Consider the following 26,113-nt stretch of genomic DNA (forward strand, 5'->3'; position numbering starts at 1 on the left):
CGCGCATTACGGGGTGCCCGCGTACGCCTGCATGCCGACCCACGCGGCGATCTGCGCGACGAGGTCGTCGCTCGCCATCGCGAGCGCGCGCGCGCCGCCGGCGGCGTCGGGCGTGCTCGACGGCGCGCGCGACACGAACGTACGCTGGCCGAGCACCTTGCCGTCCAGCGTCAGCGTCGCCCGCACGGCGACCGCGCCGTGGCTCTGCGACTCGCCGTCGAACACCTGCTCGAACTCGTTCAGGTCGATCTTGAGCGTCGGCGCACGCACGCCGTCGGAGCCTTCGAGCACCGCGCCGCGCGACGACAGCGCGCCACGCAGCCGCTGCGTGAGCAGTTGCGCGGGCGGCGCGGTCCAGCGGCTGTCGCGATAGACGGCGGTGCGCTGCGCATCCGCGTACGCGAGCCGGTAGACGAACTTGTCCGAATCGAGCGCGTCCGGCGCGGCGACGTCGAGCACCTTCAGCGCGGGGCCCGTGCCGGCGGTCGCGACCGGCGCGGCCGGGCCGAGGTCGTAGTGGATGTTCGACAGCGCCGCGCGCTCGCTCGCGCAGCCGGCAGCCAGCGCGAGCGTCAGCACGGCGGCGGCCGCCGCGGCCGGGCGCCGGGCTCGGGTCCGGGCAAGGATTCGGGACATGGCGTGTTCCTGCATGAGGTTTCCGGATTCGATGGATCAGTGGCCGGCCGCAGCGCCAGGCCAGACGAAGCCCGCCTCGCCGGGCCCCGGCGCCGCACCCGGCGAGCCGAACAACAGACTGCGCGGGTTGCGGCCGAGTTCACCGGCGACGTCCTTCAGCTGGCGCGACGCATCGCCGACGCTCACCGCGAGCGCATTGAAGCGCGGCAGCGTGTCGTACTGCACGCGCGCGTTCAGCTCGTTCAGCGCGACGCCGATCTGCTCGGCCGCGGTGCCGGCCTTGTTCAGGTTCGCGACGAGCGGGCCGTTCGGCTGCAGCAGCGTGTTCGCCGACGCCATCGTGCGGCTCACCTCGTGCATCGTCCCGGGCAGCTCGGCCACAGCCGGCCCGAGCTGCTTCGACAGCGTCGTCACGCCGTCCGCCGCGTGCTGCAGGCTTGCCGCGGTCGCGCGCAGCTGGTCGCGCATTTCCGGCGACATCAGCTCGTTCGCGCTCTTCGCCGCGAGTTCGAGCTGCCGCAGCAGCACGTCGCCGCGCTGCTGGATCTGGTCGAACAGGCTCGGGTGCATCGGGATCTGCGCGATCGCCTTCGGCGACGACGGCAGCGGCGACAGGTCGCGCCCCGTGTCGTCGAGCTGCACGAACGCGATGCCCGTCACGCCCTGGAAGCCGAGGCTGCCGAACGTCGACTGCGTGATCGGCGCATCCTTGTCGACCATGATCCGGATCCGGATCTGCCCGGGGCGCGACCGGTCGAAGCCGATCGACTGCACCTTGCCGACGTCGAGGCCGCGAAAGCGCACGGCCGCGTCCGGGAACAGGCCCGTGACGTTGGTGCGCGCGATCAGGTCGTACGGGATCCGCACGGTGCGGTCGACGTTGAACCAGAACACGGCGCCCGCGATCGCGAGCGTCAGCGCGATCGTGAACAGGCCGGCCCAGAATGCATGCGATTTGTTTTCCATTCGCGGGTTCCTTCAGGCTACAGCTCGACGCTCGCCGGCGCCGGTTCGAGGGCCGCCGCCGGCAGCTTCGCGCGGCGTTCGGGCGGCAACGCCTGCAACGCGCGCCGTCCGCGCAGCCCCAGAAAGTATTCGTGGATGAACGGATGGTCGACGTTCGCGGCCTCTTCCACCGGCGCCGCGACGAGCACCTTGCGGTCGGCGAGCACCGCGACGCGCGTCGACAGCGCGACCATCGTGTCGAGATCGTGCGTCACCATCACGACGGTCAGCCCGAGCGTGCGGTGCAGCGTCGCGATCAGCTCGACGAATTCTTCCGACGCCTGCGGGTCGAGCCCGGCCGTCGGCTCGTCGAGGAACAGCAGCTCCGGCTCGAGCGCGATCGCGCGCGCGATGCCGACCCGCTTCACCATCCCGCCCGACAGCGCGGCCGGCATCTTCGACGCATGCTTGCACGGCAGCCCGACCATCTCGAGCTTCAGCATCACGATGTCGTGCAGCAGGTCGGCCGGCACGCGGCCGAGTTCGCGCAGCGGCTGCGCGACGTTGTCGAACACCGTCATCGACGAGAACAGCGCGCCCTGCTGGAACAGCATGCCCGAGCGGCTGCGCATGGTCCGCGCAGTCGCCGCGTCGATCTTCGACGTGTCCTCGCCGAACACCTTGATCGTGCCGGATGTCGGCCGCTCGAGGCCGAGGATCTGCCGCACGAGCGTCGTCTTGCCCGAGCCCGAGCCGCCGACGATCGACACGATCTCGCCGCGCCGCACGTCGAAATCGAGCTTCTGGTGGACGATGTTGCGCCCGTAGCGCTTCGTCAGGTTGCGTACCTCGATCACGTACTCGTCGGCCGGCGGCGCAACGCCCGTCGTGGCATCGGCGGCAGCGGCGGCCCCGGCAGCGGCTGCCGCAGGGCCCGCTGGCGGTTGATTCAACGTGTTCATCCGAGCCCCACGTTCTGGAACAGCATCGCGAACACCGCATCCGCGAGGATCACGACCGTGATCGACGTGACGACCGACGTCGTCGTGCCTTCGCCAAGGCTCTGCGAGTTCGCCTTGATGCGGAAACCGAAATGGCACGCGACGAGCGCGATCAGCATCCCGAACACGACGCCCTTGCCGAGGCCGATGTACAGGTTCGCGATCGGTACGACGCCCGGCAGCGAGCGCACGAAGAAGCTGAAATCGATGCCGAGCGCGAGCTTCGCGGCGAGCGCGCCGCCCGCGAGCGCGATGATGTTGGTCCACATCACGAGCAGCGGCATCGCGATGCCGAGCGCGAGCACGCGCGGCAGGATCAGCCGCAGCCCGTGCGGGATGCCCATCACGCGCATCGCATCGAGCTCCTCGGTCACGCGCATCACGCCGATCTGCGCGGTGATCGCCGAACCCGAGCGCCCGGCGACGAGGATCGCCGACAGCACGGGCCCGAGCTCGCGAATCACCGACAGGCCGAGGATGTTCACGATATACCGGTTCGCGCCGAACATCTGCAGCTGCTGCGCGGACAGGTAGCTGAGCACGATGCCGATCAGGAACGCGACGAGCGCGGTGATCGGCAGCGCCTGCGCGCCCGCGCTGTACACGTTCGCCGAGGTTTCCTTCCACGGCATCGTCTTCGGCCGGCGCAGCACGGACAGCGCGTCGAGGATCACGCGGCCGAACATCGAGATGCCGCCCTGCAGGTGCTCGGCGAACGTGAAGAGCGCGCGGCCGAGACGCGTGACGGGATCAAGCCGCACGATGCGCTCGGGCGCCTCGCGCTGGCGGTCGAGCCGCTCGATGCGCTCGAAGATCGTGCGCTGCGTGTCGGAGAGCGCGATGCCGGCCGGCAGCTTGCGGCCCCACACGCGCCACAGCGCCTGGCCGCCGACGTGGTCGATCCGCTCGATGCCGGACAGATCCCATTCGCGCACGCGCTCCCTCGCGAGACCCGCGACGCGGCGCGCGACGGCGCCGCGATTGCGCGCCAGCGCGAGCGCGGTCCACTGTCCGTACAGGCGCACGGTCGGGCCCTGGCCGCCGGCATCGACCGACAGGCCGGGAGGAGTGTCGAAATCCAAGGCGGCTTGTTTGCAAATGAATGACAACGGCCATTGTAGCGAACCGTCCGCCGCCGCGACGTGACGATTTCCGCCGGGGCCGGATCGGCGGCCGCGGCGCCGGACGGCCGCGCACCTTCCGGAAAGCCGTCGTCTTGCTTTCATTCCTCCGTCACGTTTCCTTTCGATACTCTCACGCGCCGCACAGCAGGCCGTCGGCGCATGTGCCGTCTTCAGTGCGGATCAGGACGAATCACAACTACACAACAGAACACCGAACAGGACAACCGATGCGTCTCCCCCCGTTTCCCCGCCATCGCGTGCCGGCCGCTGTCGCGCTCGCGGGCCTCGCCTTCCTCGCCGCCTGCGGCGGTGACGACGTGACCGCGCCGCCGGCCCCGCCGGCGCAGGCGCAAGCGCCTGCCGGCACGAAGGCGACCCTCGCCGTGCTCGAGACGACCGACCTGCACACGAACGTGCTGTCGTATGACTATTTCAAGCTCGCTACGGACAACTCGCTCGGCTTCGAGCGCGTCGCGACGCTGATCGCGCAGGCGCGTGCGCAGTACACGAACACGCTGCTGCTCGACAACGGCGACACGATCCAGGGCACCGCGCTCGCCGACTACCAGGCGCTCGTGAACCCGATCGGCTGCGATCAGACGCTCGCGATCTACAAGGTGATGAACGCGGCGAAATTCGATGGCGGCGGGATCGGCAACCACGAATTCAACTACGGGCTGCCGTACCTGTCGCAGGTGACCGGCAACACGTTCGACGTCGACGGCCTGCCCGCGCCCGCGCAGCAGAAGAAGTGCGCGGGCCCGGCGTTCCCGCAGGTGCTCGCGAACGTGATCAGCGCGAAGACCAACGCACCGCTCTTCACGCCGTACACGATCCTCACGCGCACCGTGACCGCGACCACGCCGGACGGCAAGACGGTCAGCGCGCCTGTGAAGATCGGCATCATCGGCTTCACGCCGCCCGCGATCATGAGCTGGGACAAGCGCTGGCTCGACGGCAAGGTGTACACGACCGGCCTGAAGGAAGCGGCCGAGAAGTACATCCCCGAGATGCGCGCGAAGGGCGCGGACCTCGTCGTCGCGATCTCGCACGGCGGCCTCGACAACTCGGCTTATTCGCCGACGATGGAAAACGGCAGCTGGTGGCTGTCGACCGTGCCGGGCATCGACGCGATGCTGATCGGCCACTCGCACCAGGTGTTCCCGGATGCGAACAGCACGGTGCCGCAGTTCAACCTGCCGGGCGTCGACAAGGTGAAGGGCACCGTCAACGGCGTGCCGACCGTGATGGCGAACTACTGGGGCAAGCACCTCGGCGTGATCAAGCTCGGCCTCGCGTTCGACGGCAAGACGTGGCGCGTCGACAAGTCGCAAACGACCGTCGAGGCGCGCGCGATCCAGAACGCGGACAAGAGCTATGTCGCCGCCGACCCGTCGGTCGCAGCCGCGATCGCCGCCGAGCACCAGGCGACGATCAACTATGTGAAGACGCCGATCGGCTCGACCGACTACCGGATGAACTCGTATTTCGCCGACGTCGGCGATCCGGGCGCGATCCAGATCGTCAACGAGGCGCAGGCCGACTACGTGCGCACCTACGTGCAGGCGAACCTGCCGCAGTACGCATCGCTGCCGGTGCTGTCGGTCAGCGCGCCGTTCAAGAGCGGCTTCGGCGGCGGCAACGACTTCACCGACGTCGCGCCGGGCGCGCTCGCGATCAACAACGCGGCCGACCTGTACCTGTACCCGAACACCGTCTACGCGGTGAAGGTGAGCGGCGGCGACGTGAAGAACTGGCTCGAGACCGCCGCGAAGCGCTTCAACACGATCGACCCGACCCAGGCGACCGTGCAGAAGCTCGTCAGCAGCTTCCCCGGCTACAACTTCGACATGTTCACGTCGGCGGACCTCGCGTACGAGATCGACGTCACGCAGCCGGTCGGCAGCCGGATCAAACACCTGACGTACAAAGGCGCGCCGCTCGACCCGAACGCGCAGTTCATCGTCGCGACCAACAACTATCGCGCGAGCGGCGGCGGCAACTTCCCGGGCCTCGACGGCAGCAAGACGATCTTCGCGTCGCCGGACGCGAACCGCGACGTGCTGATCGCGTACATCAAGAAGCACGGCGCACTCACCCGCGTCGCGGACGGCGCGGCGCGCAGCTGGCGCTTCACGAAGCTCGCGAGCTCGGTCGCGCACGTGCAGTTCGCGTCCGCGCCGAACCGCATCGCCGACGCGGCAGCGGCGGGCGTCGCCGGCATTACGCAGGTCGCGGCGGATGACGGCTCGGGCAAGAACCTCGCCACCTACGAGATCGACCTGACGCAATGAGACACGCGATGCAACCGATCCGCACGATGCGGCCCGCCGAGGCGGGCTTCGCGCCGGCCGCGCGGCGCCTGCTGCGCATGAAGCTGCCGCCCGCCGTGCTGCTCGCGGCGGCGGCGGCGGCGATCGTCGCCGCTGCCGCCGCGGCGACCGGCTGGCGCGGCGCCGGCCCCGCGCCAAGCGCCGCGCAGCTGGAGGAATGGCAGGCGATGGTCACGCAGGCCGGCGAGCCGCGCGCGCTCGCGCGGCTGCGCGACCTTGCGCGCGACGGGTCCGCCGACGCCCAGGCGGCGCTCGGCGTCGCGCTCGTCGACGCGCGCGAGCCCGGCTTGCGCGACGAAGGGCGCGGCTGGCTCGAGACCGCCGCGCAAGCGGACGGCGCGATCGCGGCGCCGGCCGCGCGGCGCGCGCAACTCGCGCTCGGCAAGGCACTGCTGCTCGGCAGCGGCGGGCTGCCGAAGGACTATGCGCGCGCCCGCACATTGCTCGGCGCCGCCGCCGAACATGGCGATCCTGCCGCCGCGTATTACCTCGGGCTGATCTACCGCAGCGGCTACGGCGTCGCCGCCGATCCCGTGCAGGCGGCGCGCTGGTTCGAGGCCGCGTCGCACGCGGACATTCCGGCCGCGGACTTCATGCTCGCCAACGCGTATCGCGACGGCAGCGGCGTGCCGCGCGACGACGCACGTGCGCTCGCGCTGTACCGGCGCGCGGCCGAGCATGAACTGCCCGAAGCGGTGCAGACGCTCGCGATGGCGTATCGCAACGGCGAACTGGGTCTCAAGCCGGATGCGGACGAATTCCACGCGCAGTGGATCGAAACCGCGCACGCGCTGAAGCATCCGGTCATCGCGCCGTGACGGGTGCTGCGTGCGCGGCGCAGATGCCGCAATGCGAGCGACGTGCAGCGCGTGATGGTCGGTTTTTCAGCAGCCTGCAGGAGCCGGCTCTGCGCGGTTGCAGTGCCGGCATCCGGCGCGGTGTCGGCGGGATGCGAGGCTTCGGGTTTCGTTCAAACGCTGCCGTCCGTCGCGCCCGGGGGCACCTCGTGCTTTTCCAGGCGCAGGTATGCGTCGGACACGATCAGCCCGAACACGACGTGATCCAGTGCGCTCACCCAGCCGCGCGCGTCGGCGAACCACGGGAACAGTTGCGTCATGCCGTAGTAGTTGACGACGTACAGCGCCACGCCGAATACGGCCCCCGTCACGCTGGCCATCGCGACACTCGAATCCAGGCTGAAACACGCGATGATCACGGCGAGGATCAGTGCAAAGACGATCGACAACGCGAAGTGCACGCCGAGCGCTGCCAGCAGGATCCACACCTCGACCGTGGTCGACGGCGCGAGCGCGTCGTCGCCGAAGTAGATTGCCGCGATCATGCGCAGCGGCGCCCACGCGTCATGTCCGATGATTCCCGCCGCGACGACCTGGATGACGAGGAAGACCGCGCCGGCTACGCACCCGCCGATCACGGCTGCACGCCACACCGGAATGCGGCGCTCGTAATGGTGCGAATGCATGTGAAGTTCCATGGCGACCTCCTTTGAAACGGTCTGCCGCGTCAGTGCCGGTGCGAATGCGACGTAACGGAGCGAACCGCCGACCATCCCGACGCGATCGCCGCCGACAGCCGGCGGCACGCCCGCATCATTGGCTGCCGGACGTCTTCGGAGATCTGGGTCGTCTTGCGGTGGAAGCGCTCGAACAGGCTGGACAGGTTCGAACACGAATGAAGCTTGCTCATCGTCATTTCCCTCGATGCTGCAACGACGAGAACGGACTGGCGCGGCGGTTCGCCTGCGTTGCAGCGGGCAACCCCGTCGAAACGCGGCGTGTGCAACCGGCACACGCCGCGCAGCACGCCGCCAGAGCGGATATATCGAACGTAGTCTCGCCGGTGGGGAATATCAAGATGTGGACGGGGGATGGCGTGTTATGGCGCTGCGTTTAGCAGACGAAAGCGAAGACGTGACGCCGAAACAAATGACCGCGCCATATGTGCGATCCTCGTCTTCAACTCATCGCCGTGGCACGGTTGCGTCACAAGGGCTCTCGCAGCCGCTTGGCGAACACGCGGGGACAAACTCGACTTCGATCTGGTTACGTTCGCTCGGGGGAACGAGCGAATCGCTTCGCCAGATTTTCGTGTCGATGTTTATTCGATCCCGCAAAATTCCAAGACTCAACAGATATTCCCTGACAGCTTCCGCCCGGCGATACGCAATGGTTTCCGCATGATGTTCGTTGTCGTCTGCGAATCCATAGATGACGACAGGTCCGTCTTTAGCCACGCTATCACGGACCGTCACCAGCAGTTCTGCAAGTGCGACTCGATCGGCGTTCGAAATTGTTGTAATGCCATGCTGGATCTTGCCGCCATACTGCAACGCAAAACTACATGCGGAAGCCTTACCCGAAACGCACAATGCAGCAAAACTAATCAACGTAAAGAATATACCAGGCAATATTGTCCGCATTCCTGATCGCCATCTCCGGCTCATTTTTTGCAAGGCGCCTACTGAGGAACTGTCCATACGTATTTTTGTAGTCAAGCGAGCCAAACGTATCGGTAAAATGGGTGCACTCGTGAACAATCGTCTGTTGCATTGAATCAAGTGTACCCGCGCTTCGTTCTGGCAGCTCACAGAACTTCGGGTTTATTGATATCGTATGTGTTGCCGTGTCCGGGCCACAAACGTGGGCGACCTCGCCAGCCAGATTTTTGGTGTTAGGCATGCATCCTAATGCCCTGTCGAGCCGCGGATCGGAGCGAACAAAGTTCCTGGCCGTTTACCCCTTCATTACCTTTGCTAGTTCCGCCAGACCATTTAACAGGGTTGTGCGAATTGTCTCGTCAGTTTTCCCGAACCACTCCTTGACTCTGGCTTGCGCTGGCGCCTCCCAGGCGACCAGTTCATGAATTCGTTGCGCGATTATTTTCAAAGCCTCGTCACGCAACGTTAGAACCTTTTTGCGAAATTCGGCATCGGTCATATTTTCGCAGATCGGCGGCCCACTGAGCGACAGAAAGATTTCAACTGTCGAGCCCGGTGTGGTGTTCGTCACGGCCGAGTCGTGAACGGTTACATATTCGTAATCATGCTCAGGCATTGTTGTTCTCGATAATGTCGATTCTCAGGTTCTCTGCGCCGCTTGTCGTCACGCGCTGGGTGTGGCCGGTGGAGTCGGTGACGCCACTGAACACCTGCCCCGATTCGGCGTGGATGCGATACCGCATGCGTGCCAATGGTCGGCCGGTATCGGCGTTGCGCAACACGTATTGCTCGTCGTGTTCGGCACCAATTGGCGGTGACGGGTGGACTTCGCTTCGGCTTCGCCCCATTAGCTCCGTCGCTTGCTCGGCCGTGAAGGACATGGTCATGCCACGCTCAGCGTAGAAGACTGGCGGTGGGTTGCAGCCGCAGACGTTGATATCGCCACTCAGCGCCCACGGCTTGCCGTTCGGTCCGGTGCCAGGCCAGCGCGGCCCCTTCGGGGCGATAAACCCCGCCTGATTGCAGGCCGTACAGTAGGTTTTCATGTAAAGCGTGGCGATATTTACGCTCGGCGGCGGGTTCGAGCAGGTCACATTTTCGAGACCTTCGGTAATCACCGCGCTGCCGCCCCGGTCACCTCTAGCAAGGAAATAGCGGATCATCCGGCCACCCCTCTGCGTGTCACTGCCGAACGCTTCACAACCGTGAAGACATTGGCAAACGCCATGCCTTCACGCTCCGGGCTGTCCGTAATGGTGTCGCCGTTATCCAGTTCGCTTCCGACGAAAGCCAGCGGTTCGAAGTTGCTGTGATCGGCCAGCCCGAGGCCGCTTGAAATTCGCGCGGTCGAGCCGTCCGCATAGTGGACCAGATCGCCCAAAACGCCGGCCTTGCCGAGCCGGACACCGGTTTCCCACGTGCCGGTCGCCTCGCGCAACACGCCGCCCCGCGCTGTCGTCGCCCCTCGCACCGCCAGTCGATAGCGCGGAGCAGCGGGTGGTGGCACGTAGGTCGGGTCGAACAAACCGTCGACGATTTTGCCCGCCGGCACATGAATTCCCCACGAGCGCTGGAGCGTTTCGGCAATGCAGTCGCCGTTGCTCAATCGGCTTCCCACCAACGCAAACGGCTTGCCGCCGCCGACTGCATGTGCTCCCGCACCGTCCGTAATGACGGCCTCGCTGCCATCCTCGTAGGTCACGATATCGCCAACACGGGCAATGGCAAGCCCGACGACTGTCAGGCCGCCGGTGGCCTTGGTCACCCGACCGCCGCGCGCCGTAAGTGAACCGATAGTGGCAAAGAGATGGGTCTGTGCCTTCTGCTCGCTATTCATCCGGATCTCCTTTCTCGATGGATGGGTGAGTATCCCCGTGCGCCAATTTGCGCGAGCAAGAGAGGAGAATCAATCAGACAAGTTCGAAATCCTTACCAATAATGTTCGTTTAAGCCCGTTTGTGCAGCAAATGACGGGCCGGATCAGGTGCCATCCGGCTCGGCGGCGCGCCGGTGCGCATGACTTGCCCCGCCCCGCCCCGGCGCTAAAGCGGCCAGATCGATCGGACCTGTCGCAACTCAGGAGCACGCTGCGGCGCCACCGCACTCCCCGGTATTTCCCGACGCAGCCCCGCCCCCCTGTCGCTACAATAGGCGCCATGAACGCCCCGACCTCCCCCGACACGCCCGACACCGACGGCGCGCAGATCGCGCGCGGCCGCCTCGAGGCGCACCTGGACGCCACGCCGCGTGCGTGGCCGCTCGACATCGTCGCCGCGACCGGCTCGACCAACGCCGACCTCGCCGCCCGCCTGAAGGCGCTGCCGCGCACCGCGAGCGCGCTGCCCGCGCCGCTCGTGCGAGTCGCGTTCGAGCAGACGGCGGGCCGCGGCCGACAGGGCCGGCCGTGGTTCGCGCAGCCGGGCAACGCGCTCTTGTGCTCGGTCGGCTGCATCGTGCCGCGCCCCGTCGACGCGCTCGGCGGCTTGAGCATCGCGATCGGCGTCGCACTCGCCGAAGGGCTCGCCGCGCTGCCGCTCGACGGGCGCTCCAGCATCGCGCTCAAGTGGCCGAACGACGTGCTGCTGACGGCCACCGATGCCGGCTCGACGCAGCTCGTCGGCAAGCTCGCGGGGATCCTGATCGAAACGGTCTGGACGACCGCCGACGCGACGGCCGTCGTGATCGGCTTCGGCATCAACGTGCGCGGCGCGGAGGCCGTCGCCGCGCAGGTCGACGCGCAGCGCGCGCGCGAAGCGTCGCAGGCAGGCGCGCTGCCGCCCGCCGCGCTGTCGTCCGCATGGGCGTCGGCGAACCTCACCGAGACACTCGCCGCAGCGCTGAACGCGCTCACGCCCGCGCTCGCACAGTTCGCGAGCGACGGGCTCGCGCCGTTCCTGCCGCGCTGGCACGCGCTGCACGCTTACGCGGGCCGCGAAGTGGTGCTGATCGAGCAAGGTGTCGAGCGTGCGCGCGGCATCGCGACCGGCGTCGACGCGACAGGCCAGCTGCTGCTCGACACGCCCGCCGGCATCCAGGCGATCGCGGCCGGCGACGTGTCGCTGCGCGACGCGCGATGAGCGCATCGCACCTGCTGATCGATGCCGGCAACAGCCGGATCAAGTGGGCGCTCGCGGACGCGCAACGCACGCTGGTCGAAACGGGCGCGTTCGGCCATGCGCGCGACGGCGGCGCCGATCCGGACTGGGCGCACATGCCGCGCCCGCGCGGCGCGTGGATCTCGAATGTCGCCGGCGCGGACGTCGCCGCGCGGCTCGACGCGCTGCTCGACACGTACTGGCCGGGCCTGCCGCGCACGACGATCCGCGCGTGCGCCGCGCAGGGCGGCGTGACCAACGGCTACACGACGCCCGACCAGCTCGGCAGCGACCGCTGGGCCGGCCTGATCGGCGCGCACGCGGCGTTTCCGGGGGAGCACCTGCTGATCGCGACGTTCGGCACCGCGACGACACTCGAGGCGCTGCGCGCGGACGGACGCTTCACGGGCGGGCTGATCGCGCCCGGCTGGGCGCTGATGATGCGCTCGCTCGGCACGCACACCGCGCAGTTGCCGACGCTGACGACCGACATCGCAAGCGGCCTGCTTGCCGGCGCACAGTCGGAACCGTTCCAGGTCGATACGCCGCGCTCGCTATCGGCCGGCTGCCTGTACGCGCAAGCGGGGCTGATCGAACGCGCGTGGCGCGATCTGAACGACGCGTGGCAGGCGCCGGTGCGGCTCGTGCTCGCGGGCGGCGCGGCAGACGAGGTCGCGCGTGCGCTGACGGTGCCATATACGCGCCACGATGCGCTGATCCTCTCCGGACTGGCGCTGATCGCCGCGGAAACGGTTGCGACTGGCTGAAACGGGACGCGCGCCGCCTGATGCGCCGCGGACCGCGCGAACTGAACGGCCGGCGTTACGGCTGGCCTGACTGGACGACGGAAAGGAGTATCGACGATGCTGCGCTGGCTGATCGCTGTTCTCTTTCTCGCCAACATGCTCGCGCTCGTGGTGACGCGCGAGGTGCTCGGGCCGCAGCCCGCGGCCGGTCCGCGCGAGCCGGGGATCCTGTCGCGGCAGGTGCGGCCCGACGCGCTGCGCGTGACGCCGCTCGCGCAAGCTTCCGATCAGGCCGTCAGCGGCGGGCCGATCGCAGCGCCGGCGGTAGCGGCCGAGCCGCTCGGAGCCTCTGCGCCATAACGCTGCATATTGCCGCGCACCGCCGCGCGGATTACTGCGGATTACTGCGGATTACTGCGGATTGCCGTGCATTGCGCGTATCGGCACGTATCGCCGCACGCCGCCCCGTTACGGCTGCTGCGCGCGCACCTTCTTCAGCAGCGCGGTGGTCGAGCGATCGTGCTCGAACGGGATCGCAAGCGCACGGCCGCCCCAGCCGCGCACCAGCGCGGATTCCGGAAGCGTATCCATGTCGTAGTCACCGCCCTTGACGAGGATGTCCGGATGGACGGCCTCGATCAGCGACACCGGCGTCTGCTCCTCGAACTTCACGACGAAGTCGACGCTCTCGAGCGCCGCGAGCAGCGCCATGCGGTCGTCCTCGCGGTTGATCGGCCGGTCGTCGCCCTTGCCGAGCATCCGCACCGACGCGTCGCTGTTGACGCCGACGATCAGGCAAGCGCCGAGCGCCTTCGCGTCGGCGAGATAGGTGACGTGGCCGCGGTGCAGGATGTCGAACACGCCGTTCGTGAACACGACGGGCGACGGCAGCGACGCACGCAGGGCGGCGAGCGCGTCGCGGGTGATCAGCTTACGTTCGAAGGTAGCGGGCATGATGGGGCGAAAGGCGGAAACGAACGGCGTGCGCGGCGCGCACACCCAAGAAAAAGCCCGTCGGACCGGCCGGACGGGCTTCGTGTCATGCAGACCGGGGAGCGGCCGGCGCGATATGCGGCCGCAGAACGAGTCCGGTGATGCACGGCCGGTGATACACAGCCGGCGATGCACGACCTGTGACGCATGGCCGGCACCGGCCCGGCCACGCGCGACCGGACGTCAGGCCGGCTGCGCGGCGGACGGGCCGCCTTCGGACTGCAGACGGCCCGTGACTTCCTTACGGTACCGGTTCAGTTCCTGCGCGGTCGCGAACGTGCGCTCGAACAGGATCGACAGGTTGTGCAGGATGCGTTCGACGACCTTCTTCTCCCACTCGCCGTCGAAGCGGATCTGCTCGTCGAGCCAGCGCTCGAGCCACTCCGGATCGGGCAGGCGCGACTGCACGGTGTCGCGCGGGAACAGCGCCTGGTTCACGTGCAGGTTGGTCGGGTGCAGCGGCTTCTCGGTGCGGCGCGCCGACGCCATCAGCACGCCGATCTTCGCGAATGCCGCGCGTGCGACGTCGCCGCAATTGTTCAGCGCCTTCTTCATGTAGCGCAGGTACGCGCCGCCGTGGCGGGCTTCATCGCGCGAGATCGTTTCGTAGATCTGCTTGATGACCGGCTCGGTGTGCCACTCGGCCGCGCAGCGGTACCAGTGGTTCAGGCGGATCTCGCCGCAGAAGTGCAGCATCAGCGTCTCGAGCGGCGGCGCCGGATCGAACTGGAAGCGCACCGCGTGCAACTCCTCCTCGGTCGGCATCATCTCGGGCCGGAAGCGGCGCAGGTACTCCATCAGCACGAGCGAGTGCTTCTGCTCTTCGAAGAACCAGACGCTCATGAAGGCGGAGAAGTCGCTGTCGTGCTGGTTGTCGCGCAGGAACATCTCGGTAGCGGGCAGCGCCGACCACTCGGTGATCGCGTTCATCTTGATCGTCTTCGCCTGCTCGTCGGTGAGCAGCGAAGCGTCGAACTTGTCCCACGGAATGTCCTTCTCCATGTCCCAGCGGACGGCTTCGAGCGACTTGTAAAGTTCCGGATAAAGCATGGTGTTCATGATGGTCCCACCCCTGTTCTGCGCAATGCGACTTCTCTCAAATGTGACCGTTGCAGCCAATGCGCATGCCGATGCGCTTTTTGCAACCAAGACTCTAATTTTACGCATGAAACCGGCCCCCGGATGCGCGATTCGCATCCGTTCAGCCGCGCGGCGCGTAAGCCGCCGTGGGGCAAGCTGCGTGCCATGCTCCGCTCGAACGGAACGGGCCGCGCGTGCCTGAGTGGGGGCCGGCCACTGGCCGGCTTCATTGGCGAGCCCGTCCGCGGCCCCGTGCGGGGCGCCGCTGCCGGCGGGCTGCTCGATATGGTGTATTCGGCGGCGGCCATGATAGCACGCGTGCGTGACGGTTCCGAGACGGGCGCCCGGTCGGTTCCCGACAGCCGCCGTGCGGCGATGCGTCGCGGCCACACGTCGCGAAAACGCAACCCGCACGTAACCGACACGAAACCGAATCGTAATCGACACGCAACCGAAACCCAACCGGAACACGTCAGACCCGCATTTCCCCGGCCGTCGGCCCGTCGGCCGGCGACGCGCTCGCGCCGTCCGCACGCGCGATCCAGCCGGCGAGCGTGTCGCGCTGCGCGCGGCCGTCGCGGTAGCCGAGCTCGATCAGCTCGCACGCGAACGAGGCCTCGAACAGCAGGTAGCTCGCGAACGACGCGCCCGCGGGCTGGCTGCCGCCGACCGCGCCAAGCAGCCCGCGCACGGAGAGCGGCAGCTGCTTCAGGTGCTTCGCGGCGATCAGCTCGATGCGCTCGGACGGCGCGATCGCGAGCACGTCGACGTGCCGCCAGCCGCTGTCGACTTCGACCTGATGCGGCAGGTGCGTGATCATCCGGTTGATGTGCTCGATCCGCTCGATGTCCGAGCCGATCGAGTCGAGGAACACGCTCGCGAGCACCTGCTGGCCGATCTGCGCGAGCGACGGGTAGCCGCGCACGAGGCCCGCGCCGTTTGCGGCGGGGATCTCGGGCCGCGGATCGGCCGCGCCGACGACGACGATCGCGTCCGAGCCGAAGTGGATCGCCGGCGACAGCGGCGCGATCTGGCGAATCGAGCCGTCGCCGAAGTATTCGATCTGGCCGTCGAGCACGAGCGGCACGGCCGGAAACACGAACGGAATCGCCGACGACGCGAGCAGATGCGACGCGGACAGGTCGACGAGCCGCGCGGTGCGCTGCGCGCGCCGCCACGCCTGGATCGGTTCGGCCGCCTGGTAGAACGTGAGATGCCGGCCGCTCGAATAGCTGAGCGCCGTCACCGACAGTGCGTGCAGGAGGCGCGCCTCGAGCATCTGCTCGATCCGGTGAAAGCTCAGCTCGCGCTGCAGCAGATGCGCGAGCGGTGCGTTGTCGAGCAGCCCGCGCGGCGAGCGGCGCGCGGCCCAGCCGAAACTCACGGTCGAGAGCCAGCGCCCGCCCGCGGCCGCGATGCCGAGCCAGTCGGTGCGGTACACGTAGTCGGCACGCAGGTGCTCCCAGAATTCGAGCAGGCGACTCACGCCATGCGGGAAATCGTCAGCGTGGCTCGCGATCGACGTCGCGTTGATCGCGCCGGCCGACGAGCCGCACACGACCGCGAACGGCAGCGTGCGCCGCTGCGGATCGGCCTCGAGCGCGATCTCGGCCAGCGCCTTCAGCACGCCGACCTGATACGCGGCACGCGCGCCGCCTCCCATCAGTACGAGCGCGAGCCGCATCGATCGACCTGCTACATGGATCGCCGCGCCGTCACGTCGAGCGCTTCGGCGGACGGCTCGCGGGCGTCGACGCGGCCGCCGCGCGCGCCGCGGCCGAGCCGGCCGGCTTCGCGCGCTTCGCGGCGGGCTTGCGCGGCGCTGCCGGCGCTGCCGGCGCTGCCGGCGGATCCGCCGGGTCGGCCGGTTCAGCGGGATCGGGCTGCGCCGCACCCGGCGCGGCGGCGGGCTGCACGCCCGGCTGCGTCATCGCGAGGCTCGCGAGCTGGTTGAACTGCGTCTGCAGCAGGTTCCACCATCCGGTCGGATCGAAGGTCGGGTTCTGCTCGGCGGCATCCGCGCCGGGCGGGGTGTCTGCGGACGCAGATGCGGCTGCGGGCCCCGCGTGCGGCGCGCGCGGTGCGTCGGCGAGCGGCGCCGACGCGGCCTTCGCCGCCGCGACGGCCGCATCCTCGGCGGCCGACATCGAGCTTTGCGCGAACGCGCCGAACGCGCGCAGCGTCGCGAGCGTCGCGCGCTGCACCTCGAGCGCCTGGATTGCGGACTGCAGCATCCCGAGGTTCAGCTTCAGCCACTGCTCGACCGCACGCAGGTCGGTGATGCGCTTGTCGAGTTCCTCGACGCTCGTGAGCGGCGCCATCATGTCGGACATGCTCGCCAGCGACGGCGGCAGCCCTTGCGTGGCGCCGGGAATCGAGGCCATCGCGCCGAACGGCGACAGCCGGATCATGTCCCACATCCGGTCGACCATGTCGGCCGGTTTGAAGCCGGCAAAGCCGGAGAAAGGATTGGAGCCGGTGGTATCGGTGGTCATGCGGGCATCCTGGTTGACTGGGTGAGCGTGGCGGCCATATCGCACGACCGCCCTGGATCGATCATAGCGCGCGTCAGAACGGCGCGCCGCCGGGGAAATCGGGCGGGCGGCGCTCGCGCAGCGAACGGATGCCCTCCTGCACGTCGGGGCCCGCGAAGCCCATGAATTCGAGCGCGAGCGACGCGTCGAACGTCGGCCCGGCCGAACGCAGCCAGTTGTTGAGCGCGTACTTGGTCCAGCGGATCGCCGTCTGCGAGCCGTGCGCGAGACGCTCCGCGACCTCGTAGGCCTTCGGCAGCAGGTCGTGGTCGTCGACCGCGAGCGACACGAGGCCGATCCGCTCGGCCTCCTCGCCGCTCACCGGCTCGCACAGCAGCAGGTAGTACTTCGCCTTCGCCATTCCGCACAGCAGCGGCCACACGATCGCCGCGTGGTCGCCGGCCGCGACGCCGAGCCGCGTATGGCCGTCGATGATGCGCGCGCTCTTCGCGGCGATCGAGATGTCGGCGAGCAGCCCGGCGACGAGGCCCGCGCCGACGGCCGGCCCGTGCATCGCGGACACGATCGGCTTGCTGCAGTTGATCACGTTGTAGACGAGATCGCGCGCCTCGCGCCAGACCCGCGCGCGCACGTCGAAATCGTTCGCCATCTGCTCGACGAGGCCGAGATCGCCGCCCGCCGAGAAACCCTTGCCTTCGCCGCGGATCACCACGACGCGCGTGTCGGGATCGCGATCGACGTCGCGCCAGATGTCGGCCAGTTCGCGGTGCATGCGCTCGTTCGCGGTCGCGAGGCCGCTCTTGTTCGCGCCTTCGCCGCTCATCACGATTTCGAGGATGCCGTGCGGCTGGCGCCGCACCTTCAGTGCTTCATAGCCGCTGTAGACGGCGAGATCGGACATGCGAAGCTCCTTGCGGAAAACCCATGGATCGAGTGTAGCCAAGCCCGCGCGGGCAAACATCGGGCGAAACCCGGCGCGCGGGCCGCAACCGGGTTGCGCCCGCGCGCGTTGCGGTGCTTGACGTCACGTTACGTCATGCGGCGCCGTCGGGCGGCGCGACCGACTGCTCGATCGCGCCGAAGATCGACTTGCCGGCGTCGTCGAACATCTCGATCTTCACCTTATCGCCATAGCGCATGAACGGCGTCTGCGGCGCGCCGTGCTCGATCGTCTCGAGGCAGCGCTTCTCGGCGATGCAGCAGTAGCCGCGCTTCGCATCCTTGTTCGACACCGTGCCCGAGCCGACGATCGAGCCGGCACGCAGGTTGCGCGTCTTCGCCGCGTGCGCGACCAGCTGGCCGAAGTGGAACACCATGTCGGTGCCCGCGTCGGGCTGGCCGACCTTCTTGCCGTTCCAGTGGACGATCATCGACCGGTGCACGCGGCCGTCGCGCCAGTGCTCGCCGAGTTCGTCCGGCGTCACCGCGACCGGCGCGAACGCGGTCGCCGGCTTGCTCTGGAAGAACCCGAAGCCCTTCGCGAGCTCGGCCGGGATCAGGTTGCGCAACGATACGTCGTTCACCAGCGTGACGAGCCGCACGGCCTTCAGCGCGTCGTCGGGCGACACGCTCATCGGCACGTCGCCGGTGATCACCGCGACTTCGGCCTCGAAGTCGATGCCCCATTCCTCGGACGGGCACACGACGTCGTCGCGCGGCCCCAGAAAATCGTCGCTGCCGCCCTGGTACATCAGCGGATCGGTCCAGAATTCCGGCGGCATCTCCGCGCCGCGCGCGCGGCGCACGAGCTCGACGTGGTTCACGTACGCGGAGCCGTCCGCCCACTGAAACGCGCGCGGCAGCGGCGCCATGCAGTTGGCCGGATCGAACGTGAACGCGTGGCGCGCGCGGCCATGATTCAGCGCGTCATACAGGTCGCGCAGCTGCGGCGCGTAGAACGCCCAGTCGTCCAGGACACGCTGCAGCGTCGGCGCGATCGTGTCGGCGATCACCGCGGTGTGCAGGTCGCGCGACACGACGATCAGCTGGCCGTCGCGCGTGCCGTCCTTCAGCGAAGCAAGTTTCATAAGGGGAATCTGCCGTTGTAGTGACGATGGAAGGAATCTATTTTACGATGGTGAATCCGCGCGGTGCGCCGCCAGCGTGTGCGCCGCGGCCAAATCGAACCCTGCCTCCTGATCGCGCGCCGCGCGCCGTTGCCCCATGTCCGCCAGCCAGCTCCCAGACGACGATCTCGCCGAATCCGACACCGCCGACGATGCTGCCGGCGACGGCGGCGAGAAGGTCCGCTCCGGCATCCAGTCGATCGAGGTCGGCTTTCGCCTGCTCGACGTGCTGACGAGCGAGCCGCGCGCGATGATGCTGCGCGATCTCGCGCAGCGCGCGGGCATGAGCCCCGCGAAGGCGCACCGCTACCTCGTCAGCTTCTCGCGGCTCGGCGTCGTGTCGCAGGATCCCGTGTCGGGCCGCTACGAGCTCGGCGGCTTCGCGCTGCAGATGGGCCTTGCGCGCCTCGCGCGCGTCGACGGCGTGAAGCTCGCGCGGATCGCGCTCACGGAACTGCGCGACCGGCTCGACCAGACGGTCGGCATCGCGGTGTGGGGCAACCAGGGACCGACAATCGTGCACTGGATGGAATCGAGCCATCCGGCGAAGGCGTCGCTGAAGCTCGGCGACGTGATGCCGCTGCTCGGCTCCGCGACGGGCCTGCTGTTCGCCGCGTACCTGCCGCCCGGCAAGACCGCCGCGATGATCGAGCGCGAGCTCGCCGATACGCGCCGCTCGCCGCATCACGGCGGGCCGCGCACGCGCGCCGAGGTCGACGCGGTGCTCGCGGACGTGCGCACGCACCAGGCCGCCCGCGTCGAGGGAATGCTGCTGCCGACGATCCATGCGTTCTGCATGCCGGTGTTCGATGCGGTCGGCGAACTCGCGCTCGCGATCCTCGCGCTCGGCCACGAAGGCACGTTCGACATTGCATGGGGCGGCGAGATCGACACCGCGCTGCGCGAGTGCGCGCAGAAACTGTCGTACGAACTCGGCTATAGTCCGGACGCGCGCGACGCCTGACGTGCACCCGCGCACCCGCGCACCACGCGTCGCGAACGCGCGGCGCATCCGACGGTCGGAATCCTGACGAGACCCGCGCCCCGGCACGCACGCTGCGCGCCGCAAGCGCGCCGACCGCCCCAACCCTTCGCCGCCAGCCGATGCCGCACACCGACACCCACCCCCGCTACGCAGTGCCCCGCCGCTGGCTGCGCGCGGGCGTCGCGCTCGTCGTGGTGCTTGTGCTGCACGTGCTCGCCGCGTTCTGGTTCACGCGTCATCGCGAACCGTTCACGCTACCCGCGCCCGCCGAGGTGCCCGTGCAGATCGAGCTGCTGAAACCGCAGGCGATCGAGCGGCAACCGGCGCCGCCCTCGCCGCCCTCGCCGAAGCCGGCCGCAAAGCCGGTCGCCCCCCCCGTCGCAAAGCCGACCGCGGCGGCACCCGCGAAGCCGGTCGCGCAATCGCGCCCGGCGCAGCAGGAACCGGTCCTCACGTCGACGCAGACCGCCGCGGAAGGCGAACCGCCGGCCGCGTCCGCACCCGGTGCCGCATCGGGCACATCCGGTGCATCCGGCACATCCGGCGCATCCGGCGCATCCGGCACGTCGGCGGCCTCCGCCGGCGGCGCGAGCGGCGCCGCGACGGCAGGCCCCGCGTCGAACGGCGTCAAATATGCGGTGCCGCCATCCGGCGACCTGCAATACGACACGTTCTACAACGGCATGCAGAACTCGACGGGCACGATCCACTGGCGCACCGACGGGCAGACGTACGAACTGTCGGTGACGATGCCCGTGCCGTTCGTCGGCCCGTTCCGCTACCGGAGCCAGGGCCGCATCGACGCGTTCGGCATTGCGCCCGACCGTTACGTCGAACAGCGCGGCAAGCGTCCCGAGGACATCGCGATCTTCAACCGCGAGATCCGGCAGGTCGTGTTCACGCGCACGCCGAACAACGTGCCGCTGCCCGACGGCGCGCAGGACCGCTTCAGCATGCTGATGCAGCTCGCGGGCCTCTTGCGCGGCAACCCGGACAAGTACAGGCCGGGCGTCACGCAGCAGTTCTTCGTCATCGACAACAACAGCGGCGAGACCTGGCCGATCGCGGTGATCGGCGACGAACAGGTGCAGACCGCCGCGGGCTTCATCGCGACGCGGCACTTCATGCGCCTGCCGCGCCACGAGGGCGACACGCGGCGCATCGACATGTGGCTCGCGCCGTCGCTCGGCTGGCTGCCCGCGCGGCTCGTGCAGACCGAACCGAACGGCACGCAGATCGAGCTGCTGTGGCACGGCCAGCTCGCGGCACCCGACATGCCCGCCGCGCCGGAAGACGCGACGCCCGGCACCCGCCACGCACCGGCGCCGGCGGCCGGCGCTTCGGCTCCAGCCGCACCGGAAACGTCACCCGCGCCGAGCACGTCACCTGCGCCGGCCGCATCGCCCGCACCGGCCTCCGCTCCCACTCCTCCCGCACCTGCAACGCCAGCTTCATCGCCGTCGGCGGCGCGCGCCGCCTCGACTGAGGTATCCTGACAGCTCGCGCGGCGACGCGCGAATCGGCAAATTCGACCGATGCCGTACCACTAAGATCGCACAAAGATCGCCACTAAAGATCGACAGTCATGTGCCGTAAGATTAGGCATGACACTCTTTAACAACTATTTCGGTACACCGTCCCACAATAGGAAACGTTTAGGAGATATCGGCTTCTAACCGATACACCCCATGCAACGGGAACGGGGTGTGCAGCGCAAGCCCCTTGAAACCGGCGCAGCCTGCCCCACGTATGGGGACAACAAGGCCAGATGCCACTGCGAAGAGGAGTGCCGCCATGCAAATGATCTACAACAGCCCCAATTACTGCGTCGTCGAGTTCCCGCCGCAGGTCGGCCACCATGCGATGAATTCGGGTGGCTACGAAATCGTCGACAAGAACGCGCAGCGCGAGATCTTCATCGACGGCGAACTCGCTGCACGGTTTCGCGAACACGTCAAACAGCTGATCGATGAAGAACCGTCGCTCGACGAAGTCGACGAATTCCTCGGACAGTTCGACAGCCTGATGACGCAGCCGGTCGTCCTGCATTGACGGCACCCGGGCCCGGCGCATGATGCGGCCGGGCTCACCGCACGCGGCGCGCGGTTCACCTGCGCCGCCGAGCACTCCGATCCCGCCCCCGCCCGGTCCGCCGCGCGGGGGTTTTCATTTGGCCCGCCGACGCGCACCGCAGCCCCGGCCGCACGCCGCGCCAGGCCGGGCGGTGCGGGGCCGCACCGGCTACAATGGCGGTTTTCCTGCTTCGCCGGTCATCCGCCATGTCTGCGACTTCATCCGCCGTTCCCGCCGCTCCGTCCGCCGCGCTCACCGCTTCGTACACGCGCGGCGCCCAGCTGCCTGCGCTGCTGCAACAGCGCATCCTGATCCTCGACGGCGCGATGGGCACGATGATCCAGCGCTACAAGCTCGACGAGGCCGCGTATCGCGGCGAGCGCTTCAAGGATTTCGCGCGCGACGTGAAGGGCAACAACGAGCTGCTGTCGATCACGCAGCCGCAGATCATCCGCGAGATCCACGACCAGTACTTCGCGGCCGGCGCGGACATCGTCGAGACCAACACGTTCGGCGCGACGACGGTCGCGCAGGCCGACTACGGGATGGAAGACCTCGTCGTCGAGATGAACGTCGAATCGGCGAAGCTCGCACGCGAATCGGCTGCGAAATACGCGACGCCGGACAAGCCGCGCTTCGTCGCGGGCGCGATCGGGCCGACGCCGAAGACGGCGAGCATCTCGCCGGACGTCAACGATCCGGGCGCGCGCAACGTCACGTTCGACGAGCTGCGCGACGCGTACTACGTGCAGGCGAAGGCGCTGCTCGACGGCGGCGTCGATCTGTTTCTCGTCGAGACGATCTTCGACACGCTGAACGCGAAGGCCGCACTGTTCGCGCTCGACCAGCTGTTCGAAGACACCGGCGAGCGCCTGCCGATCATGATCTCGGGCACCGTCACCGACGCGTCGGGGCGCATCCTGTCGGGCCAGACGGTCGAGGCGTTCTGGAATTCGCTGCGCCACGCGAAGCCGCTCACGTTCGGCCTGAACTGCGCGCTCGGCGCGGCGCTGATGCGCCCGTACATCGCCGAGCTCGCGAAGCTGTGCGACACCTATGTGTCGTGCTACCCGAACGCGGGCCTGCCGAACCCGATGAGCGACACCGGCTTCGACGAGACGCCGGACGTCACGTCGGGCCTGCTGAAGGAATTCGCGCAGGCCGGGCTCGTGAACCTCGCGGGCGGCTGCTGCGGCACGACGCCCGAGCACATCGCCGAAATCGCGAAGGCGCTCGCCGAAGTGAAGCCGCGCCGCTGGCCGAGCCAGTACGGCGACGCCGCCTGACGCCCGACCTGCGCACCACGCACGAGCACGCCCGCCCCACCCAACACGCAACGCACCACACCGCCATGACCGATCACATGATGCGCCTTGCCGGCCTCGAGCCGTTCAACGTCACGTCCGGGACGCTCTTCATCAACGTCGGCGAACGCACCAACGTCACCGGCTCGAAGGCGTTCGCGCGGATGATCCTCAACGGCCAGTTCGACGAAGCGCTCGCGGTCGCACGCCAGCAGGTCGAGAACGGTGCGCAGGTGATCGACATCAACATGGACGAGGCGATGCTCGACTCGCAGGCGGCGATGGTGCGCTTCCTGAACCTGATCGCGTCCGAGCCGGACATCGCGCGTGTGCCGATCATGATCGACTCGTCGAAGTGGGATGTGATCGAGGCGGGCCTGAAGTGCGTGCAGGGCAAGGCGATCGTCAACTCGATCTCGCTGAAGGAAGGCGAGGACGCGTTCCGCCACCACGCGACCCTGATCCGCCGCTACGGCGCGGCCGCCGTCGTGATGGCGTTCGACGAGACCGGCCAGGCCGACACCTACGCGCGCAAGACCGAGATCTGCAAGCGCTCGTACGACTTCCTCGTCAACGAAGTCGGCTTCCCGCCGGAAGACATCATCTTCGACCCGAACATCTTCGCGGTCGCGACCGGCATCGAGGAGCACAACAACTACGCGGTCGACTTCATCGAGGCGACCCGCTGGATCAAGCAGAACCTGCCGTACGCGAAGGTGAGCGGCGGCGTGTCGAACGTGTCGTTCTCGTTCCGCGGCAACGACCCCGTGCGCGAGGCGATCCACACCGTGTTCCTGTACCACGCGATCCAGGCGGGGATGGACATGGGCATCGTCAACGCGGGCCAGCTCGGCGTGTATGCGGAGCTCGACCCGGAGCTGCGCGAGCGCGTCGAGGACGTGATCCTGAACCGCCGCGACGATTCGACCGACCGGCTCCTCGAAATCGCCGACAAGTTCAAGGCGGGTGGCGCGAAGAAGGAAGAAAACCTCGAGTGGCGCAACCAGCCGGTCGAGAAGCGGCTCTCGCACGCGCTCGTGCACGGCATCACGAATTTCATCGTCGAGGATACGGAAGAGGTGCGCGCGAAGATCGCCGCGGCGGGCGGCCGCCCGATCAACGTGATCGAAGGCCCGCTGATGGACGGCATGAATATCGTCGGCGACCTGTTCGGCCAGGGCAAGATGTTCCTGCCGCAGGTCGTGAAATCGGCGCGCGTGATGAAGCAGGCGGTCGCGCACCTGATCCCGTTCATCGAGGAAGAAAAACGCCTGCTCGCGGAAGCGGGCGGCGACGTGCGCGCGAAAGGCAAGATCGTGATCGCGACCGTGAAGGGCGACGTGCACGACATCGGCAAGAACATCGTGTCGGTCGTGCTCCAGTGCAACAACTTCGAAGTGGTCAACATGGGCGTGATGGTCCCGTGCAACGAGATCCTCGCGAAGGCGAAGGTCGAGGGCGCGGACATCATCGGCCTGTCGGGCCTCATCACGCCGAGCCTCGAGGAAATGGCCTACGTCGCGTCGGAAATGCAGCGCGACGACTACTTCCGCGTGAAGAAGATTCCGCTGCTGATCGGCGGCGCGACCACGTCGCGCGTGCACACGGCCGTGAAGATCGCGCCGAACTACGAAGGCCCGGTGGTCTACGTGCCGGACGCGTCGCGCTCGGTGTCGGTCGCGGCGAGCCTGCTGTCCGACGAAGGCGCGACGAAGTATCTCGACGAGCTGAAGTCCGACTACGACCGCATCCGCGACCAGCACGCGAACCGCAAGGCGCAGCCGATGGTGACGCTCGCCGACGCGCGCGCGAACAAGACCAAGGTCGACTGGGCGAACTACCAGCCGGTCAAGCCGAAGTTCATTGGCCGCCGCGTGTTCAAGAACTACGACCTGAACGAACTCGCGAACTACATCGACTGGGGCCCGTTCTTCCAGACCTGGGATCTCGCGGGCCCGTACCCGGCGATCCTGAACGACGAGATCGTCGGCGAATCGGCGCGCCGCGTGTTCTCCGACGCGAAGTCGATGCTCGCACGGCTGATCCAGGGCCGCTGGCTGACCGCGAACGGCGTGATCGCGCTGTTGCCGGCGAACACCGTCAACGACGACGATATCGAGATCTACACGGACGAATCGCGCTCGGAAGTGCTGCTCACGTGGCGCAACCTGCGCCAGCAGAGCGTGCGGCCGGTGGTCGACGGCGTGATGCGGCCGAACCGCTCGCTCGCGGACTTCATCGCGCCGAAGGAATCGGGCGTCGCCGACTACATCGGGATGTTCGCGGTGACGGCCGGCCTCGGCGTCGACGTGAAGGAAAAGCAGTTCGAAGCCGACCACGACGACTACAGCGCGATCATGCTGAAGGCGCTCGCGGACCGCTTCGCGGAAGCGCTCGCCGAAGCGATGCATGCGCGCGTGCGCCGCGAGCTGTGGGGCTATGCGAGCGGCGAGACGCTCGACAACGACGCGCTGATCGCTGAGAAATATGCGGGCATCCGGCCGGCGCCCGGCTATCCGGCCTGCCCCGACCACCTCGTGAAGCGCGACATGTTCGACGCGCTGCACGCGGACGAGATCGGCATGAGCGTGACCGACTCGCTGGCGATGTTGCCGGCCGCGAGCGTGTCGGGCTTCTACCTCGCGCATCCGGACAGCACGTACTTCTCGGTCGGGAAAATCGGTCAGGATCAGCTCGAGGACTACGCGCAGCGCATGGCGCTGTCGCTCGACGACGCGCGCCGCGCGCTCGCGCCGCAACTCTGACCCGCCCACCGGCG

At 68.1% G+C, this 26,113-nt stretch carries 27 protein-coding genes; 10 read left to right on the top strand and 17 right to left on the bottom strand.

The window, feature by feature from the left end; all coding sequences use genetic code 11:
• Window positions 1–6: 6 nt before the first annotated feature.
• The 4 genes from DID96_RS14900 to DID96_RS14915 are packed head-to-tail and all read right to left on the bottom strand — an operon-like array spanning window position 7 to window position 3,664.
• Window positions 7–651, bottom strand: a complete 645-nt coding sequence (locus tag DID96_RS14900) for an ABC-type transport auxiliary lipoprotein family protein (protein ID WP_409333779.1) — start codon at window positions 649–651, stop codon at window positions 7–9.
• A gap of 21 nt (window positions 652–672) precedes the next feature.
• Window positions 673–1,602 carry an MlaD family protein gene (locus tag DID96_RS14905; protein WP_124600064.1) on the bottom strand — a complete coding sequence of 310 codons (930 nt, stop codon included), beginning with the start codon at window positions 1,600–1,602 and terminating at the stop codon, window positions 673–675.
• A gap of 17 nt (window positions 1,603–1,619) precedes the next feature.
• The gene (locus tag DID96_RS14910; RefSeq protein ID WP_124600065.1) at window positions 1,620–2,543 is read right to left on the bottom strand and encodes an ABC transporter ATP-binding protein; all 924 of its coding nucleotides are present in this window, start codon (window positions 2,541–2,543) and stop codon (window positions 1,620–1,622) included.
• A complete protein-coding gene (locus DID96_RS14915; RefSeq protein WP_124600066.1) occupies window positions 2,540–3,664 on the bottom strand; it encodes an ABC transporter permease in 1,125 nt (374 codons plus the stop codon). The genes DID96_RS14910 and DID96_RS14915 overlap by 4 nt, the downstream gene beginning before the upstream one ends.
• Before the next feature lie 269 nt (window positions 3,665–3,933).
• Between DID96_RS14915 and DID96_RS14920 the strand changes: the two genes are divergently transcribed.
• Window positions 3,934–6,000: a bifunctional 2',3'-cyclic-nucleotide 2'-phosphodiesterase/3'-nucleotidase gene (locus DID96_RS14920; protein WP_124600067.1), complete on the top strand. Its 2,067-nt coding sequence runs from the start codon at window positions 3,934–3,936 to the stop codon at window positions 5,998–6,000.
• Window positions 6,001–6,008: 8 nt separating this feature from the next.
• Window positions 6,009–6,857, top strand: a complete 849-nt coding sequence (locus DID96_RS14925) for a tetratricopeptide repeat protein (protein WP_124600068.1) — start codon at window positions 6,009–6,011, stop codon at window positions 6,855–6,857.
• Between the two features lie 152 nt (window positions 6,858–7,009).
• Here the strand turns inward: DID96_RS14925 and DID96_RS14930 are convergent, their stop codons facing one another.
• From DID96_RS14930 to DID96_RS14955, 7 genes are all read right to left on the bottom strand, one after another.
• Window positions 7,010–7,534 carry a hypothetical protein gene (locus tag DID96_RS14930; protein ID WP_124600069.1) on the bottom strand — a complete coding sequence of 175 codons (525 nt, stop codon included), beginning with the start codon at window positions 7,532–7,534 and terminating at the stop codon, window positions 7,010–7,012.
• A gap of 29 nt (window positions 7,535–7,563) precedes the next feature.
• The gene (locus DID96_RS14935) at window positions 7,564–7,746 is read right to left on the bottom strand and encodes a hypothetical protein (protein WP_124600070.1); all 183 of its coding nucleotides are present in this window, start codon (window positions 7,744–7,746) and stop codon (window positions 7,564–7,566) included.
• Between the two features lie 274 nt (window positions 7,747–8,020).
• Window positions 8,021–8,536 (bottom strand): OmpA family protein, encoded by a 516-nt coding sequence (locus DID96_RS14940; protein ID WP_124600071.1) that lies wholly within the window; start codon window positions 8,534–8,536, stop codon window positions 8,021–8,023.
• Window positions 8,439–8,738 carry a M35 family metallo-endopeptidase gene (locus DID96_RS38905; protein ID WP_260463903.1) on the bottom strand — a complete coding sequence of 100 codons (300 nt, stop codon included), beginning with the start codon at window positions 8,736–8,738 and terminating at the stop codon, window positions 8,439–8,441. Before DID96_RS38905 ends, DID96_RS14940 begins: the two co-directional genes overlap by 98 nt.
• Before the next feature lie 54 nt (window positions 8,739–8,792).
• Window positions 8,793–9,113 (bottom strand): hypothetical protein, encoded by a 321-nt coding sequence (locus tag DID96_RS38910; RefSeq protein WP_260463904.1) that lies wholly within the window; start codon window positions 9,111–9,113, stop codon window positions 8,793–8,795.
• Window positions 9,106–9,660 (bottom strand): hypothetical protein, encoded by a 555-nt coding sequence (locus tag DID96_RS14950; protein ID WP_124600072.1) that lies wholly within the window; start codon window positions 9,658–9,660, stop codon window positions 9,106–9,108. Before DID96_RS14950 ends, DID96_RS38910 begins: the two co-directional genes overlap by 8 nt.
• Window positions 9,657–10,334: a PAAR domain-containing protein gene (locus DID96_RS14955; protein WP_124600073.1), complete on the bottom strand. Its 678-nt coding sequence runs from the start codon at window positions 10,332–10,334 to the stop codon at window positions 9,657–9,659. Before DID96_RS14955 ends, DID96_RS14950 begins: the two co-directional genes overlap by 4 nt.
• A gap of 319 nt (window positions 10,335–10,653) precedes the next feature.
• On the opposite strand from DID96_RS14955, the gene DID96_RS14960 reads away from it, so the two are divergent.
• The 3 genes from DID96_RS14960 (at window position 10,654) to DID96_RS14970 (ending at window position 12,698) form a co-directional block, all read left to right on the top strand.
• On the top strand, window positions 10,654–11,574 hold the full coding sequence (locus tag DID96_RS14960; RefSeq protein WP_124600074.1) for a biotin--[acetyl-CoA-carboxylase] ligase: 921 nt from the start codon (window positions 10,654–10,656) through the stop codon (window positions 11,572–11,574).
• Window positions 11,571–12,359: a type III pantothenate kinase gene (locus DID96_RS14965; RefSeq protein WP_124600075.1), complete on the top strand. Its 789-nt coding sequence runs from the start codon at window positions 11,571–11,573 to the stop codon at window positions 12,357–12,359. The genes DID96_RS14960 and DID96_RS14965 overlap by 4 nt, the downstream gene beginning before the upstream one ends.
• Window positions 12,360–12,455: 96 nt before the next feature.
• Window positions 12,456–12,698 carry a hypothetical protein gene (locus DID96_RS14970; RefSeq protein ID WP_124600076.1) on the top strand — a complete coding sequence of 81 codons (243 nt, stop codon included), beginning with the start codon at window positions 12,456–12,458 and terminating at the stop codon, window positions 12,696–12,698.
• Window positions 12,699–12,806: 108 nt separating this feature from the next.
• Here DID96_RS14970 and rfaE2 read toward each other — a convergent pair whose 3' ends face one another.
• The 6 genes from rfaE2 to DID96_RS15000 form a co-directional block, all read right to left on the bottom strand.
• Window positions 12,807–13,292 carry a D-glycero-beta-D-manno-heptose 1-phosphate adenylyltransferase gene (rfaE2, locus tag DID96_RS14975; protein WP_124600077.1) on the bottom strand — a complete coding sequence of 162 codons (486 nt, stop codon included), beginning with the start codon at window positions 13,290–13,292 and terminating at the stop codon, window positions 12,807–12,809.
• Between the two features lie 222 nt (window positions 13,293–13,514).
• The gene (locus DID96_RS14980; protein WP_124600078.1) at window positions 13,515–14,390 is read right to left on the bottom strand and encodes a ferritin-like domain-containing protein; all 876 of its coding nucleotides are present in this window, start codon (window positions 14,388–14,390) and stop codon (window positions 13,515–13,517) included.
• A gap of 493 nt (window positions 14,391–14,883) precedes the next feature.
• Window positions 14,884–16,095, bottom strand: coding sequence for a patatin-like phospholipase family protein (locus tag DID96_RS14985; protein WP_124600079.1), 1,212 nt, complete (start codon window positions 16,093–16,095; stop codon window positions 14,884–14,886).
• A 31-nt stretch (window positions 16,096–16,126) separates the two neighbouring features.
• Entirely contained in the window at window positions 16,127–16,906 is a 780-nt protein-coding gene (locus DID96_RS14990) for a PhaM family polyhydroxyalkanoate granule multifunctional regulatory protein (RefSeq protein WP_124600080.1), read from the bottom strand.
• Window positions 16,907–16,979: 73 nt separating this feature from the next.
• Window positions 16,980–17,807, bottom strand: coding sequence for an enoyl-CoA hydratase/isomerase family protein (locus DID96_RS14995; RefSeq protein ID WP_124600081.1), 828 nt, complete (start codon window positions 17,805–17,807; stop codon window positions 16,980–16,982).
• A 133-nt stretch (window positions 17,808–17,940) separates the two neighbouring features.
• Entirely contained in the window at window positions 17,941–18,933 is a 993-nt protein-coding gene (locus DID96_RS15000) for a fumarylacetoacetate hydrolase family protein (RefSeq protein ID WP_124600082.1), read from the bottom strand.
• A 136-nt stretch (window positions 18,934–19,069) separates the two neighbouring features.
• Between DID96_RS15000 and DID96_RS15005 the strand changes: the two genes are divergently transcribed.
• The 5 genes from DID96_RS15005 (at window position 19,070) to metH (ending at window position 26,099) form a co-directional block, all read left to right on the top strand.
• Window positions 19,070–19,936, top strand: a complete 867-nt coding sequence (locus DID96_RS15005; protein WP_124600083.1) for an IclR family transcriptional regulator — start codon at window positions 19,070–19,072, stop codon at window positions 19,934–19,936.
• A gap of 140 nt (window positions 19,937–20,076) precedes the next feature.
• Window positions 20,077–21,453, top strand: a complete 1,377-nt coding sequence (locus DID96_RS15010; protein ID WP_124600084.1) for a DUF3108 domain-containing protein — start codon at window positions 20,077–20,079, stop codon at window positions 21,451–21,453.
• A gap of 298 nt (window positions 21,454–21,751) precedes the next feature.
• Window positions 21,752–22,009, top strand: a complete 258-nt coding sequence (locus DID96_RS15015; RefSeq protein WP_124600085.1) for a DUF3567 domain-containing protein — start codon at window positions 21,752–21,754, stop codon at window positions 22,007–22,009.
• 227 nt (window positions 22,010–22,236) lie between these two features.
• The gene (locus DID96_RS15020) at window positions 22,237–23,316 is read left to right on the top strand and encodes a homocysteine S-methyltransferase family protein (RefSeq protein ID WP_124600086.1); all 1,080 of its coding nucleotides are present in this window, start codon (window positions 22,237–22,239) and stop codon (window positions 23,314–23,316) included.
• Between the two features lie 8 nt (window positions 23,317–23,324).
• Window positions 23,325–26,099, top strand: a complete 2,775-nt coding sequence (gene metH / locus DID96_RS15025; RefSeq protein ID WP_260463907.1) for a methionine synthase — start codon at window positions 23,325–23,327, stop codon at window positions 26,097–26,099.
• Window positions 26,100–26,113 lie beyond the last annotated feature (14 nt).

The sequence above is a fragment of the Burkholderia sp. Bp8963 genome (assembly GCF_003854275.1).
Classification (GTDB): domain Bacteria; phylum Pseudomonadota; class Gammaproteobacteria; order Burkholderiales; family Burkholderiaceae; genus Burkholderia.